Genomic DNA, 14,557 nt, shown 5'->3' with positions numbered 1-14,557 from the left:
AGAGGGATTAAAAATTATTATCGAGGGCATTCTGGTAAATTTCTCTCAGCGTAATTGCAATCAAAATAAATTAGAGCTTCTCTAGTAGAGTTAAAACTCCCATCTGTGTAGCGTGGATCACTATTTGGACTTGCTTCATACAACCAGACTTTCAAATAGTAACGGCTATTATCATCAGTAGACCATAATTCATAACGGTAATTACCTCCTGAACCCTGACTATTTAAATAGTCAGCTAGTACTTTATTTGATGCAAACAACAAGCTCAACACAGTCAAAACAGGAATTACAGCTACTTTTAGTGTTTGGATGAATTTCATAAATGCACAAAAAATTTACTTTCTCTAGCTTCTTTTACCGACGTATCTTTTGAAACTAGTAATAATTCGGAATATTGCGTGAGCATATCCTAAGTCACTTACAGTAAGTAGTGCCTGAATCAACGCCCGTCCGCCTTTTGGGTTTGTTTACTGAAATACTTTACAAAATTTAACCTAAATTAAATGATAAAAACTCTCAATAAGTCTGGTAGGATATCTTCAGACTTATTGAGATAGATATTCATTAAGTGAAAATATATTTCAACAAGGCAAATAGGTATTTTGGCGATCGCAAATCCATATATCAGGTGAAAGTATGTCGAAAAAAATCGGTCTGTTTTACGGTACTCAAACTGGCAACACTGAATCTGATGCTGAAAAAATCCGGGATGAGTTTGGTGATGAGGTTGTAACATTACATCCCATTTATGAGGCGGATGCTACCACCTTTGATGAGTATGAATTGTTGATTATTGGCTCTCCCACTTGGGATATTGGTCAACTTCAGAGCGATTGGGAAGGTTTTTTCCCCGATCTGGATGAAATAGATTTTAGTGGTAAGCTGGTTGCCTATTTTGGTGATGGAGACCAATATGGTTATGCCGATAATTTTCAGGATGCAATGGGAATTCTAGAAGAAAAAATTTCCCAGCGAGGCGGTAAAACTGTTGGCTACTGGCCAACAGAGGGTTATGATTTCGAGAATTCTAGAGCTTTGAAAAATAGCAAATTTGTTGGACTGGCACTTGATGAAGGTAGTCAATCTGATTTAACAGACGAGCGAATTAAAACTTGGGTTGCTCAGTTGAAAACAGAATTTGGTTTGTAAAGATTAGGGGCACGCAGCTAGCTGTGCGCCTCTATTGAAATTGATAATTTAGAAGTTATAGGTAGTTATGTCTGATTCATTTGATGTTCTGTGGTTAAATGCTAGTCCTATTTTGAAGCGTTTTGATAAACCATTACTTGAATATTTATCTGGGTATATGAGAATCGCCCAATGGGAATACCAGCAAACCAAAGATGAAGCCAGTTCCATAGATCAAGCTGTGGAGTTGCTATATGAGTTTTTAGAATGGCGCGATCGCCCTGTGCATTTGGCAGGTCATGGGATGAGTGGTGCGATCGCCTTAAGCTTTGCGCGGCGATTTCCCGAAAAAGTGCGATCGCTCACCTTGCTGGCTGTAGCAGCTCAACCTGCAAACAATTGGCAGGCTCACTATTACTTTCAACGACAACTTTTTAGCATCAGCCGTGAGCTAGTTTTAGCAAGCAGCGTCCGCAGTCTATTTGGAAATCAATCGCCCCATACCACTAAAAAGTTAGTAGCTGCCTTAGATAAAGATTTAGAACAATCTCCTTCGTCACACTCTTTATTTAAGTTAGTTTATTTACCCAAGGGTGGAGTTTCTATGCCAATGATGGTATGTGGTAGCAAGAGCGATCCAGTAGTCAACTCAACTGTATTGTATGACTGGTTGAATTGGTTGAAGCCAGAAGATAAACTCTGGGAATGCCCAGAAGGATATCATTTTTTTCACTATTTCTATCCTCAACAGGTTAGTGAAAAGATTTTAAGTTTTTGGCAACACCACAATCCGCATTTGGTAGAAGCATCTGCACTATCTTTTAGCAGTTCTACAAATTGATGTCTGGCAACAAGCCTTACAGCTACCCACTTATGAAATTTGGGGTGTAATGGGGTGCGTAGCTTGCCGCCGTAGGCATCGCTAATTAACAGTTTTTTGCTCTTACGCACTATGACTTAACTTATAGTTAGGAATAGGCTGATTGCTAATCACTGCATAGAGAACATCTGGATCGAGATCGGCTCCTGATTGCCATTGGATTGTGCCTAATTCGTGGTTTAATTCAACCTGAGCAAAGTATTTTTGCTCTTGCAAAGGTGCAAAAACACCTGTAAATTTAATCAGCTTACTGATATCAACTATTCCTTCCATTTTGTCTTCAAAACAGATATATAGTTGATAATTTTCTCTTGGTTCCACTGCAATAATATCTTTTAACATATTTTACTACTCCAATGGTAAGATCCCATTGAGGGTTTGATTATCTCTAGCTAGTTCCCAGTTTTCCATCAATTCACTCTGATGTAAAGTTGCCCATTCTGATATCAGTTTAAAAGCTCTAGAGCTAAGTTTACCTTCTAAAATTTCTAAGGTTTCAATACTAATAATGGCTTTGTGTTAATTGTATCTTACGTGAAAATGTAGGGGCGGATGGTCATTATAATACATAGTGATGATCATCCCGAAAAAACGACTAATTTCTGGCATACTTTATTCCCTCTTCAGGATGTATTGGAAGGCAATGTGCGTCTACACCTTAACTAACATCTAACATTGGAAGATCGGGTACTAAAAACTTGCCAAATGGCAAGTTTTTAGTTGGCATTTCTACGAGGCTTCTGATTGTACACAGAAGTATTTGAGAATACCCTGCGGAATAATCCTCAAGAAGTTTATGAGGAATTATTATCCTCAATTCTCTGCCCTATAGATTTGGCAGAAAATCCAAATTGGGCATCAGCTGAAGAGTTACGCACTACATTGGCTCAAAATTGGAATTTGCCGCCTGATAGTCAATTCATTGATAGGGTTGTAGAAGAAGCTGAGGCAGAACGTCATGTACAACTTCAACAGCAAAAACAAGAAGAAGACCGCATGATTTGCCGTGAACATGATGGCTGTCCTGCTTGTATTCACACTACTTACTGTACAGAAAGAGATGAGCAAGTATTGAAGGTTAGCCGTTTAGTTGGTGAAGCTATTTTGCACTGTTTCGTGTATGAGTTAAGAATTGAATAAATGTGTCTACCGCCCTGGTTATTTCTCTTATTAATAAAAGCTATCCTGAAAGTGCATAGCTATAGAACCATTTTTTCCGTAATAACCAATCATATAAGTTCGTAGTAGGTGCTTCAGCGCTAAAGCCCCAACTACGAACAATGTCTACCTCTGAATCTAACTAATTAATTTTTGCCAGCTAGCAGGGCCGATAATCCCATCTGCATCTAAACCATTTTGCTTTTGAAAGTTCTTAACTGTAAGCTCTGTTTGCGGCCCGTATATGCCATCATTCTCAACACCTAAACGGTATTGCAAGTATCTAACAACTGCGCCACCAGCATGGTTTGGCCTAAGAATTCGTTTTGCCAAAATTAGATTTATGGCATTCCATGTAGCTTCGTCAGCAGTTCCAGTCGGTTGAACTCCGACAATAGTTTGAAATTTTTCTACGGCAGATTTTGTATTAGCCCCGGTAAAGCCATCTTCTACTAACGCCTTACCATTTCTATCAGTTATTTTGAGTCGATTTAAGGATTTTTGCAGTCTCAGAATAGTGGCATCTGCATTATCTTCCTCATCTTGTACAGGGTTAACAGGAACACTTGGTGCTTTTCCAGTTAAGCCTTTAACGATCGCATTAGCCATTGCTTCTGGATTAAAAAGATTCATATCTTTTTGCGAATCGAGAAAGCAACATTCTATCAAGATAGCAGGCATATTTGTATTTTTCAGAACAAACAAGTGAGAACCACTTTTAATACCGCGATTAAAAAATCCTAACTTGACGATTTCATCTAATACAGGTTTAGCAATTTTTGTACCTGTATCACTAGTTGAAAATACTTCTGTACCATTAGCTTGCCCGTTAAATAAGTTAAAATGAATCGAGACGTAGATATCTACTTTACTTGCGTTAGCTGTAGCACATCTTTTTGCAAGCGATTCACGTACTGTACTAGCACTACTTGGTTTACATACTACGACTTCATTTCCTAAAGCTCTTAACTTAGCTATAACTCTATTACCTACATCTAAAGTTAAATTATCCTCAAATTTAATACCTCTAGCTCCCGTGTCTGGTGGACAGTTATGCCCGCTATCTATTCCAAATTTCATGATTTAATCCTCTTACTTATTTTTACAGTAATTCAAAACTACTCTAATTTTTTAGACAAAGTTTTGTTAGCAAATTTATTTTAGTAATTGTTGGCAATATCAACATTATTTGTAGCATTACTAGGCTGGTAGACAAAATCAGTTATTTTCCGAACTTGAACAGTAAATCTTATCTGGTTAAATTTACTAATTTAAATTCATATTGGAATAAAAAACACAACCCTCATAATTTATCAAAATCGGGAAGAACTAGGTGATTGTTGCAATAAATTGAAATGCAGCAATTAACCGCATTATCCAGATAATAGCGCTTCGTAAAAGTAGAAAGCTATGACAAATGTACTTATTTCAATGCAAGCTAAAAGCACTGCTTGATATAAAGTGTGCTTATAAAGCCGTAAACCCTCTTCAAGCTTGCCTCTTTGCATTCCTGTTAACCTTGAACGGCTGAACACATAAGTAAGAGTGAAGTCCTAACTCCTTCAAAGAATTACTAAGCAGAATCTGTGGGTAGATATTTAACAATCAGCCTGAAAGCATGTTTAAAATTTAAGTAAAGAAATATTTCGTAGCTTACAGGCATGAAACGCATCGTCTTGGTTGCTGGGTTTGAATCGTTCAACGCTGATTTGTATAGAAAAGCAGCCTTTTTGGCTAACTCTCGCTGTCCTGAGTTGGATATTCGGGTATTTAGCGATCGCGATCTTACCAACAAACGCACTGAGGTAGAAGCAGCACTTGATGGCGCTGATGTGTTTTTCGGTAGCCTCCTATTTGATTATGACCAAGTTGTGTGGTTACGCGATCGCATTGCCCAAATTCCCATTCGCCTAGTTTTCGAGTCAGCCTTAGAATTAATGAGTTTAACCAAGCTGGGTGACTTTGCCATTGGCGACAAACCCAAAGGAATGCCAAAACCAGTTAAATTCATCCTTGACAAATTTAGCAACGGACGAGAAGAAGACAAACTTGCTGGCTACATCAGCTTCTTAAAAATTGGCCCCAAACTACTGAAATACGTCCCAGTGCAAAAAGTCCAAGACTTACGCAACTGGTTAATTATCTATGGTTATTGGAATGCAGGCGGCCCAGAAAACGTCGCTTCATTATTTTGGACACTAGCAGAAAAATATTTAAATTTAAAAATCGGCGACATTCCCCCGCTAATTGAAACCCCCAACATCGGATTACTCCACCCCGACTATCAAGGGTTTTTTGAATCACCAAAAGCATACCTGGAATGGTATCAGAAGAGGGGAGTAGGGAATAGGGAATGGGGAATAGGGAACATGGCTAATTCCCACTCCCCACTCCCCACTTTCCACTCCCCAATTGTAGGAATTCTCCTCTACCGCAAACACGTCATCACCAAACAACCATACATTCCCCAACTGATTCGCAGTTTTGAAAAAGCCGGCTTAACTCCTTTACCCATCTTCATCAACGGCGTAGAAGGACATGTGGCGGTACGAGATTTAATGACAACCGACTATGAAATTCAGCAACGACAACTAGGTAATATAGAAACTCCCTCACTATCAAGTGAAGCAGTAAAAGTAGATGCGATCGCTTCAACAATTGGCTTTCCTCTCGTGGGTGGCCCGGCTGGTTCAATGGAAGCTGGTCGTCAAGTAGAAGTAGCAAAGCGCATTCTCAGTGCCAAAAATGTACCTTATATTGTTGCTGCACCACTATTAATTCAAGATATTTCCTCGTGGACACGCCAAGGTGTCGGCGGATTGCAAAGCGTCGTGTTGTATGCATTACCAGAATTAGATGGGGCTATTGATACCGTTCCCCTTGGTGGTTTGGTGGGTGAAAATATTTATCTGGTTCCCGAACGGGTGGAGCGATTAATTGGTAGGGTAAAAACTTGGGTGGCTTTGCGGCAAAAGCCTGCATCAGAACGCAAGATTGCGATTATTTTATATGGTTTTCCTCCTGGTTATGGTGCTGTGGGTACAGCTGCATTATTAAATGTACCGCGTAGTTTGCTGAAGTTTCTCCATGCACTCAAAGAACAAGGTTATACCGTTGGAGATTTACCCGAAGATGGGGAAGAATTGATTCGCTGGGTAAAAGAAGCGGATGAAATTGATGATACAAAAAATATTCCCGTGTCTGTTAACGCCCGTACCTTAGAAAAATGGTTGGGATATCTGCAAACTTCCCGCATCGAAAAACAATGGAAATCTCTCACAGGAACTGGTATTAAAACTTATGGCGACGAATTCCAGATTGGCGGTGTGCAATTAGGAAATGTATGGATAGGTGTACAACCACCTTTGGGGATACAAGGCGACCCGATGCGTTTAATGTTTGAACGAGATTTAACGCCACATCCCCAATATGCTGCTTATTATAAATGGTTGCAAAATGAGTTTCAAGCTGATGCTGTAGTTCACTTTGGAATGCATGGAACGGTGGAATGGTTGCCTGGTTCTCCATTGGGGAATACGGGTTATTCTTGGTCGGATATTCTGTTAGGAAATTTGCCTAATCTATATATATATGCGGCGAATAATCCCTCTGAATCGATGTTGGCGAAACGTCGCGGTTATGGTGTGTTGATTTCTCATAATGTACCGCCTTATGGGCGTGCAGGTTTATATAAGGAATTGGTGGCGTTGCGTGATTTGATTTCGGAGTATCGGGAAGATCCGCAAAAGAATTATGTGCTGAAGGAAGGGATTTGTAAAAAAATTGTCGACTCTGGGTTGGATGCAGATTGCCCATTTGAGGATGCGAGGAAGTTGGGGATTGCGTTTACGCCGGAAAATGTGCGGATGTTTAGCGGTCATGCTTTTGATGATTATTTGGTGGAGTTGTATGAATATTTGCAGGTTTTAGAAAATCGGTTGTTTTCTTCGGGGTTGCATACTTTGGGGGAAAAGCCGAGTGAGGAGGAGTTGGGGGCGTATTTGGAAGCTTATTTTGGAGACGTAGACGCTTCGGCTTGCCGCAGGCTACCGCCAAGACGCCAAGGACGCCAAGAGGAGGAAAAGCTAATTACAGATTTGTTGATGCAGTCTACGGATGAGTTGACGAATTTGTTGAGGGGTTTGAATGGGGAGTATATTCCGCCTGCGCCTGGGGGGGATTTGTTAAGGGATGGGGCTGGGGTTTTGCCTACGGGGAGGAATATTCATGCTTTAGATCCTTATCGGATGCCTTCGCCTGCGGCGTATGAACGAGGGCGAGAAATTGGTCAAAAAATTATCGCGCAGCATTTGGATGAATATGGGAAGTATCCAGAAACGGTGGCGGTGATGCTTTGGGGATTGGATGCGATTAAAACTAAGGGTGAATCTTTGGGGATTCTTTTGGAGTTGGTGGGGGCTGAACCTGTTAAGGAAGGGACTGGTAGAATTGTTCGTTATGAGTTGAAGCCGTTGGCTAAGGTTGGACATCCCCGCATTGATGTGTTAGGTAATTTGTCTGGAATTTTCCGGGATAGTTTTGTAAATATCATCGAATTGTTGGATGATTTATTTCAACGGGCGGCTGATGCTGATGAACCGGATGATCAAAATTTTATTAGAAGACATGCTTTGGTTTTAAAAGCCCAAGGTGTAGAGAATGCATCGGCGAGATTGTTTTCCAATCCGGCGGGTGATTTTGGTTCTTTGGTGAACGATCGCGTGGTTGATGGTAACTGGGAATCTGGTGAGGAGTTAGGCAATACTTGGCAAAGTCGCAATGTATTCAGCTACGGGAGAGAAGATAAAGGTCAAGCTAGACCGGAAGTTTTGAATACTTTGTTAAAAACTAGCGATCGCATTGTTCAAGAAATCGATTCGGTAGAATATGGTTTAACTGATATTCAAGAATATTACGCCAATACTGGCGGTTTGAAAAAGGCAGCAGAAAAACAAGGCGGTAAGAAGGTTACAACCAGTTTTGTAGAAAGTTTCTCGAAGGATACTACACCGCGCAATTTAGATAATTTGCTGCGAATGGAGTACCGCACTAAGTTGGTAAATCCCAAATGGGCGCAAGCGATGGCGAATCAAGGTTCTGGTGGTGCGTTTGAAATTTCCCAACGGATGACGGCGTTGATTGGTTGGGGTGGTACTGCCGATTTTACCGATGATTGGGTTTATGATCAAGCGGCTGATACTTATGCTTTAGATGCAGAGATGGCGGAGAAATTACGCAAGGTAAATCCTGAAGCTTTTCGCAATATTTTAGGGAGAATGTTAGAAGCGCATGGGCGGGGTTTCTGGGAAGCTGATGCAGATAAGTTAGATAAATTACGGCAATTATATGAGTTGACAGATGAGGAGTTGGAGGGTGTGACGGTTTAGTGAGTTGGGTAGTTAGGCATTGTTAATGCATTTTACTTAATTGTTGAACTAAAAAATATATGACTTCGTTCTTTTGTCATGAAGCTGCTAAAGACAACGAATACAATGTTATTAGAGATGAACCAAGATTTTCACAAGATAAAGAATTTATTGAAGAAATGTGGTTACAGTATCAACCATATGCAGATAGACATTTTTTATTGGAAAGTAGAAAAAATTTTAAGCAACGTATATGGGAAATGTACTTGATGTGTTCATTGATTGCAAAAGGATTTTCAATTACTTCAGATGATAAAGGGCCAGATATACGTATATCAAAAGAAGAGGTAGATATTTGGATTGAAGCAGTAGCACCAAAAGCAGGTGAAAAAGATGACGCTGTTACAGAGCTGCAAGATCGAACTACTAGACGAGTTCCTGATGATCAGATTAAACTACGTTATCGTTCAGCTATTGAAGAAAAATACAACACAAAGTACCAAAAATACCTATTAAATAAAATAGTTAAGCCAAATGATTGTTACATTATCGCAATCAATGGCAGTGCGATACCATCTGCTAGACGTGAAAGTGAGATTCCCAGAATTATTCGTAGTGTCCTTCCTTTTGGCAATGAAAGTCTAATAATAAATGTTGAAAAACATGAAGTTGTAGACCGACTTTATCAGCATCAAGATCAAGTAAAAAAAGTAGCTGGTTCTTCAGTTTCAACAGATATTTTCCTGAATAATCAGTATGATAGGATAAGTGCAGTGCTATATTCATGTGTAGACGCTCTCAATCGTCCACAGGAGTTTGGAGATGATTTTGTGTTACTACACAATCCCCTTGCAAAAAATAAATTAGAGCGAGGATTGATCAAGCTTGGTAGAGAATATAGGGTCGAAAATTCAATTTTGGAATGCACTAATTGGGTAAATCAATAAGCCGCTAAAAAACAAGCTAGCAAAACCCGTAAAGTAAATGAGGCTAGGTTTTGTCTTTAAGGTGTACGTCAGCATTTAATATCTCGTAACATTCAAGAGCAAATTATATGGAAAATTCTTTTACTGCTATATATGAAAAGATACATGATTGGTATATTGGTTACGTTCAAGAGTTACCTGGTGCAAATGTCCAAGAGAGAACTCTGGAAGAAGCTAGAGAAAGTCTACGGGAAGCGATAGAGTTAATTTTAATATCAAATCGGGAACTCGCAGAGCAACAAATTTCCGGTAAAGATGTCGTCCGCGAACAGATTACTGTCAAATTATAGTGAAAAGACGTGAATTGATTCGCCATTTGGAAAAGAACGGCTGTTTGTTTCTTCGAGAGGGTGGAAAGCATACGATTTATTACAATCCATCAAACAACAGAACCTCGGCAGTTCCAAGACATACTGAGATTGTTGATATTTTAGCTATCAAAATTTGCAAAGATTTGGAGATTTCCCCGCCCTAGTGTTGTTGTGGTATGGGTAATATCATATCCGCATAATTAGTTATACTAACCATAGTCATTGCACCCCAGCCCCAGCCCCTCTCGAAAAGCGGGGAACTCAGGGCCCCCTCTGGAGATTAGGGGCAGGGAGACGAAGCGTAGCTTCGGCGGGGTAGGGTTCTTGGGGTTTAGTAACTAATCAAGCGGACATGATATCATTTGAAATCTGATGAGGAAAAACTACTGAAATCTGATGAGGAAAAACTACGAATTTCAACCTAGACGAGGTTTACAACTCGGGGTCAGAAACCGTCAGATCGGTGGTCTTACCAATACCAGGGTAGGTTCTGTTGATATTTTGGTCAACGTTGCGATAGCCTACACTACCATCAGATTTGCGGAAATAAATTCCGCCTTCAGATTGAGGATCGCCAACTAATTGCACGCGATTGTCAAGATCGTTATAGATATCCCAGCGCAGAAAGGGAGCAGGTGCCCAACGTGCCCAGCGCCCATCAGTGGTAATCGCCCATAAGCGACCAGATTGGCCGACTGCGATTTGCTTGGCAGTGATACCAGGAAAGGTTTTGTTGATATTTTGGTCAACGTTGCGATAGCCGACACTACCGTTCGATTTGCGGAAATAAATTCCACCCTCCGACAAAGGATCACCAACTAATTGCACGCGATTGTCAAGATCGTTATAGATATCCCAGCGCAGAAAGGGAGCAGGTGCCCAACGTGCCCAGCGCCCATCAGTGGTAATTGCCCATAAGCGACCAGATTGGCCGACTGCGATTTGCTTGGCAGTGATACCAGGGAAGGTTTCGTTGATATTTTGGTCAACGTTGCGATAGCCGACACTACCATCTGATTTCAAGAAGTAAACCGCACTTTTAGTTGTTGGATCGCCAACTAATTGCACGCGATTGTCAAGATCGTTATAGAAATCCCAGCGCAGAAAGGGAGCAGGTGCCCAACGTGCCCAGGAAAAAGTATTTTGAATAATCGCCCAGGGACTTGAGGTATCTGGGCCTGCCAATGCCGAGTCGTGCGTTAAACAAATAATTGAGAAGGTAGTCAGCCCTACCATTGGAATAGTTACCAAGGGTTGAATGAATCTCGGAAACTTTGCAATGCTCATAATTTAACCGTGGTTAGAGTATAGGATAAATTCTCATTCAGTACTTCAAGACCTTGAAGAAAGCGTAACTGTTGACACTCCCCCATACTGCTCAAAGAGAAATCAAGGATTTCGACAATTTTGTTTTAGAGAGAGTGAATAATTACTTGAGAACTCTCCAAGAGTTTTTCTCGGTTAGATTTCAAGTAATATTACGTAAAAGAAAGCAATCTGTTCTTTAGACACGTATTATAGAGTTAATCCAGTACAATTACATTATTGAACAAAATAAAACTTAATCTAGTCAATTATGGCTCTGTTAGCGAGTTGCAATTTCTGGTGTAAGCCAATACGCTTGGGTTAAGGCTAAAAAATAAAACTAGTGTAGGTTGGGTTGAGGAACGTAGCAAGATCCCGCAGGGTAACCCAACATTATCAAGGCTTTGTTGGGTAACACTAAAGTTCAACCCAACCTCATATATTAGGTCTGAACACGCTGAGTTTTACGCTTACCGAGAGCTTTATAAAAATGCTGGAAAACAAGAATCTATTGGTAGCAACTATTATCTGCTTGTGTTTGAGTAATGGAAATACTACCTTTGGTAAAGATGTTGGCGTTGTTTTATCAAAAATTCCAGACTTAAATCAAGCAGCAGTTGCTAAAAACAAAAATGCAGTTGCTTACTTTGAGCAAGGAACCAATCTTTACAAACAAGGAGATTTCAAAGGAGCAGAGGCGGCTTTTCGGAAAGCAATTGAACTAGAACCGAACTTTGCCCAAGCTTATATTGCTTTGGCAAATACTCTTGACGATCAAGGTAAACCACAAGAAGCGATCGCACATTACAAAAAAGCCATTAGCCTCGATCCGAAAAACCCTGGAGCATACTTCAATTTAGGTTTAACTTTAGCAAGACTCAATCAGTTAGAAGCTGCGATCGCACAATATAAAAAAGCTATCAGCCTTGATGCCAACTATGCAGACGCTCACTATAACTTAGGAAATGCTCTCTATGCTCAAGGCAAGCTAACAGAAGCAGCCACCGAATATACAGCAGCTATTCGCCTCAAACCCAATTATGCGCCAACTTACACGCGTCTGGGAAATGCTCTGTACGATCAAGGTGAGCTAGCAGAAGCAATTACTCAGTACAAAAAATCCATTAGCTTTGATCCCAAGTATGCAGAGGCTCACTATTACTTAGGGAACGCCTTGTATGCTCAAGGAAAGCCAGCCGAGGCAATCGCCGAATATACAGCAGCCATTCGCCTTGATCCCAAAAATCCCGCAGGTTACAACGCCTTGGGAAATACTTTTTACGCTCAAGGAAAACTAGAAGAAGCGATCACACATTATAAAAAAGCCATAAGCTTCGCTCCCAACTATGCAGACGCTCACTATAATTTAGCCAGCGCTTTTTACGCTCAAGGCAAGCTAACAGAAGCAATCGCCGGCTATAGCGAAGCGATTCGCCTCGATCCCAAACATGCACAAGCTTATACGGGTTTGGGAAATGCGATGGATGATCAAGGTAAACCCCAAGAAGCGATCGCACATTACAAAAAAGCCATTAGTCTTGTACCCAATGATGCATTCACTTACTATAATCTGGGGATCGCTTTGGGAAGAGAACAACAGCTAGAAGAAGCGATCGTTAATCTCAAAAAAGCCAGAGAGTTATTCCAAGCCGAGGAAAACAAGGAAATGGTTGAGCAAATCGATCTGCTAATCGAAAAAATGAATATCCGAACGAATTGAAGCAGTAAGAGCAGGAGAGGCAGAGGGAGAAAAACTAATGACAAATGACAAATGACTCAAGAAAAGGGTAAAGTCTACCTCGTAGGTGCTGGGCCTGGAGATGTGGCATACCTAACGGTAAAAGCTTACAATCTCTTAGCTGCTGCTCAGGTTTTAGTTTACGATGCCTTGGTAGATGCTCAATTATTGCAGTGCGTACCACCTGATTGTTTGAAGTTGGATGTTGGGAAACGCGGAGGAAAACCCAGTACAACCCAAGCTCAGATTAACAAGTTACTGGTAAAGCATTGCCAGCAAGGGAAACAAGTTATACGGCTCAAATCAGGCGATCCGTTGATTTTTGGGCGTTGCACTTCCGAAATTGAAGCCCTAAAAGCATCTGGTTGTGATTTTGAACTAGTACCAGGAATTTCCTCAGCCCTTGCAGCACCTTTGTTAGCAGGAATTCCTCTTACAGATCCGGTGTTAAGTCGCACTTTTGCAGTGCTTACAGCTCATGAACCAGAAGTTTTAGACTGGGAAGCACTCTCACGGCTAGAGACATTAGTAATTTTGATGGGAGGACGACATCTTCCAGAAATCGTACATCAACTAGTGCGACACGGGCGATCGCACTTAACACCCATTGCTATCATTCGTTGGGCAGGAACTCCTCGTCAACAAATTTGGACAGCGCAACTGGGCAATATTGTAGAACAAACCACCGAATTATCCGTTTCTCCAGCAGTAATTGTTATTGGGGAAGTTGTTGGGCTACGGAAGTACTTACAACCTGAGAATATATATTTAGACGAAATTATCAGGCAAGAGCCTGGAGAAAGACATTCCCAGGTTCCGGCTGTGAACGAGAGTATTTTTATACCCAAACCTATGTTAAGTAACTTCTCCTCATCTCCTCTTCCTCTCAGTGGCAAAACAATCTTGGTAACACGTTCAGTTGGACAATCGAGCCAATTTAGCGATCGCCTCATCGCATTAGGTGCAACAGTAATCGAAATGCCTACCTTAGAAATCGGCCCGCCCTCCTGTTGGGAAGCTTTGGATAATGCGATCGCTTATTTATCTGACTTCGATTGGTTAATTCTTACTTCTACCAATGCCATAGACTACTTTTTTGAAAGGCTAAACGCCCAAGGTAAAGATAGCCGGGCCCTAGCAGGCGTTAAAATTGCCGTCGTTGGTGAGAAAACAGCCCATTGTCTAAAACAACACTCTCTTCAAGCAGATTTTATTCCCCCCAATTTTATTGCCGATTCTTTAGTAGAAAATTTCCCAGAGGATCTGCATGGTAAAAAGGTTTTATTTCCCAGAGTTGAAAGCGGCGGCAGAGAAATTTTAGTTAAGGAATTAACTCTTAAGGGAGCAAAGGTAATAGAAGTTGCCGCATATCAATCTTGTTGTCCTAGTGGTATTCCACCAGAGGCACAGTTAGCTCTCCAAAATCGCAAGATAGATGTGATTACTTTTGCCAGTTCTAAAACTGTGCAATTCTTCTGTCAACTTACTAACAAGATATTTGCCAACAACTCTGATCCTAGCCAATTCTTAGAGGGCGTTTGCATTGCCTCTATCGGGCCTCAAACCTCCAAAACCTGTCATTTTTTATTCAAGCGTGTGGACGTAGAAGCCCAAGAATATACTTTAGATGGTTTAACCCAAGCATTGATCGCATGGGCAACAAATTATTAGATGAGGGGCAGGGG

The 14,557-nt window shown here is 40.9% G+C and carries 13 protein-coding genes and 1 pseudogene; 9 read left to right on the top strand and 5 right to left on the bottom strand.

The window, feature by feature from the left end:
- Positions 1–17: 17 nt before the first annotated feature.
- Positions 18–320, bottom strand: coding sequence for a hypothetical protein (locus RMZ43_RS15135; RefSeq protein WP_322650684.1), 303 nt, complete (start codon positions 318–320; stop codon positions 18–20).
- Positions 321–636: 316 nt separating this feature from the next.
- On the opposite strand from RMZ43_RS15135, the gene fldA reads away from it, so the two are divergent.
- A complete protein-coding gene (gene fldA, locus RMZ43_RS15130; RefSeq protein WP_322650683.1) occupies positions 637–1,149 on the top strand; it encodes a flavodoxin FldA in 513 nt (170 codons plus the stop codon).
- 67 nt (positions 1,150–1,216) lie between these two features.
- Complete coding sequence (locus RMZ43_RS15125) at positions 1,217–1,969, top strand: alpha/beta fold hydrolase (RefSeq protein WP_322653417.1); 753 nt, start codon at positions 1,217–1,219, stop codon at positions 1,967–1,969.
- 102 nt (positions 1,970–2,071) lie between these two features.
- Here the strand turns inward: RMZ43_RS15125 and RMZ43_RS15120 are convergent, their stop codons facing one another.
- Both RMZ43_RS15120 and RMZ43_RS15115 read right to left on the bottom strand, forming a co-directional pair.
- Positions 2,072–2,350, bottom strand: coding sequence for a DUF2442 domain-containing protein (locus RMZ43_RS15120; protein WP_322650681.1), 279 nt, complete (start codon positions 2,348–2,350; stop codon positions 2,072–2,074).
- Positions 2,351–2,356: 6 nt separating this feature from the next.
- A pseudogene (locus RMZ43_RS15115) lies at positions 2,357–2,590 on the bottom strand (DUF4160 domain-containing protein).
- A gap of 162 nt (positions 2,591–2,752) precedes the next feature.
- Between RMZ43_RS15115 and RMZ43_RS15110 the strand changes: the two are divergent.
- Positions 2,753–3,148, top strand: a complete 396-nt coding sequence (locus RMZ43_RS15110) for a hypothetical protein (RefSeq protein WP_322653416.1) — start codon at positions 2,753–2,755, stop codon at positions 3,146–3,148.
- Between the two features lie 156 nt (positions 3,149–3,304).
- Here RMZ43_RS15110 and RMZ43_RS15105 read toward each other — a convergent pair whose 3' ends face one another.
- Entirely contained in the window at positions 3,305–4,246 is a 942-nt protein-coding gene (locus tag RMZ43_RS15105; protein WP_322650679.1) for an N-acetylmuramoyl-L-alanine amidase, read from the bottom strand.
- A 581-nt stretch (positions 4,247–4,827) separates the two neighbouring features.
- Here RMZ43_RS15105 and bchH point away from each other — a divergent pair.
- The 4 genes from bchH to RMZ43_RS15085 all read left to right on the top strand — a co-directional run bounded on the left by bchH (position 4,828) and on the right by RMZ43_RS15085 (position 9,993).
- Positions 4,828–8,553, top strand: a complete 3,726-nt coding sequence (bchH, locus tag RMZ43_RS15100) for a magnesium chelatase subunit H (protein WP_322653415.1) — start codon at positions 4,828–4,830, stop codon at positions 8,551–8,553.
- 59 nt (positions 8,554–8,612) lie between these two features.
- On the top strand, positions 8,613–9,479 hold the full coding sequence (locus tag RMZ43_RS15095; RefSeq protein ID WP_322653414.1) for a hypothetical protein: 867 nt from the start codon (positions 8,613–8,615) through the stop codon (positions 9,477–9,479).
- A gap of 107 nt (positions 9,480–9,586) precedes the next feature.
- Positions 9,587–9,808, top strand: coding sequence for a type II toxin-antitoxin system HicB family antitoxin (locus RMZ43_RS15090; RefSeq protein WP_322650676.1), 222 nt, complete (start codon positions 9,587–9,589; stop codon positions 9,806–9,808).
- On the top strand, positions 9,808–9,993 hold the full coding sequence (locus RMZ43_RS15085; protein WP_322650675.1) for a type II toxin-antitoxin system HicA family toxin: 186 nt from the start codon (positions 9,808–9,810) through the stop codon (positions 9,991–9,993). The genes RMZ43_RS15090 and RMZ43_RS15085 overlap by 1 nt, the downstream gene beginning before the upstream one ends.
- Positions 9,994–10,261: 268 nt before the next feature.
- On the opposite strand, the gene RMZ43_RS15080 is transcribed toward RMZ43_RS15085, so the two are convergent.
- Complete coding sequence (locus RMZ43_RS15080) at positions 10,262–11,116, bottom strand: hypothetical protein (RefSeq protein ID WP_322650674.1); 855 nt, start codon at positions 11,114–11,116, stop codon at positions 10,262–10,264.
- 508 nt (positions 11,117–11,624) lie between these two features.
- Here RMZ43_RS15080 and RMZ43_RS15075 point away from each other — a divergent pair.
- Entirely contained in the window at positions 11,625–12,854 is a 1,230-nt protein-coding gene (locus RMZ43_RS15075; RefSeq protein ID WP_322650673.1) for a tetratricopeptide repeat protein, read from the top strand.
- Between the two features lie 51 nt (positions 12,855–12,905).
- Positions 12,906–14,543 carry a uroporphyrinogen-III C-methyltransferase gene (gene cobA / locus RMZ43_RS15070; protein WP_322653413.1) on the top strand — a complete coding sequence of 546 codons (1,638 nt, stop codon included), beginning with the start codon at positions 12,906–12,908 and terminating at the stop codon, positions 14,541–14,543.
- Positions 14,544–14,557: the final 14 nt, after the last annotated feature.

It is taken from the genome of Nostoc sp. CmiVER01 (genome assembly GCF_034531135.2).
GTDB lineage: Bacteria > Cyanobacteriota > Cyanobacteriia > Cyanobacteriales > Nostocaceae > Nostoc.
The sequence above is the reverse complement of the archived record's forward strand: the minus strand, read 5'-3'. Positions and strand labels throughout refer to the sequence as shown.

Excerpts from the sequence above, each read along its gene's own strand:
- RMZ43_RS15135 (WP_322650684.1), bottom strand. The coding sequence starts at position 320 with ATGAAATTCATCCAAACACTAAAAGTAGCTGTAATTCCTGTTTTGACT.
- fldA (WP_322650683.1), top strand. The coding sequence starts at position 637 with ATGTCGAAAAAAATCGGTCTGTTTTACGGTACTCAAACTGGCAACACT.
- RMZ43_RS15125 (WP_322653417.1), top strand. The coding sequence starts at position 1,217 with ATGTCTGATTCATTTGATGTTCTGTGGTTAAATGCTAGTCCTATTTTG.
- RMZ43_RS15120 (WP_322650681.1), bottom strand. The coding sequence starts at position 2,350 with ATGTTAAAAGATATTATTGCAGTGGAACCAAGAGAAAATTATCAACTA.
- RMZ43_RS15105 (WP_322650679.1), bottom strand. The coding sequence starts at position 4,246 with ATGAAATTTGGAATAGATAGCGGGCATAACTGTCCACCAGACACGGGA.
- bchH (WP_322653415.1), top strand. The coding sequence starts at position 4,828 with ATGAAACGCATCGTCTTGGTTGCTGGGTTTGAATCGTTCAACGCTGAT.
- RMZ43_RS15095 (WP_322653414.1), top strand. The coding sequence starts at position 8,613 with ATGACTTCGTTCTTTTGTCATGAAGCTGCTAAAGACAACGAATACAAT.
- RMZ43_RS15090 (WP_322650676.1), top strand. The coding sequence starts at position 9,587 with ATGGAAAATTCTTTTACTGCTATATATGAAAAGATACATGATTGGTAT.
- RMZ43_RS15080 (WP_322650674.1), bottom strand. The coding sequence starts at position 11,116 with ATGAGCATTGCAAAGTTTCCGAGATTCATTCAACCCTTGGTAACTATT.
- RMZ43_RS15075 (WP_322650673.1), top strand. The coding sequence starts at position 11,625 with ATGCTGGAAAACAAGAATCTATTGGTAGCAACTATTATCTGCTTGTGT.
- cobA (WP_322653413.1), top strand. The coding sequence starts at position 12,906 with ATGACTCAAGAAAAGGGTAAAGTCTACCTCGTAGGTGCTGGGCCTGGA.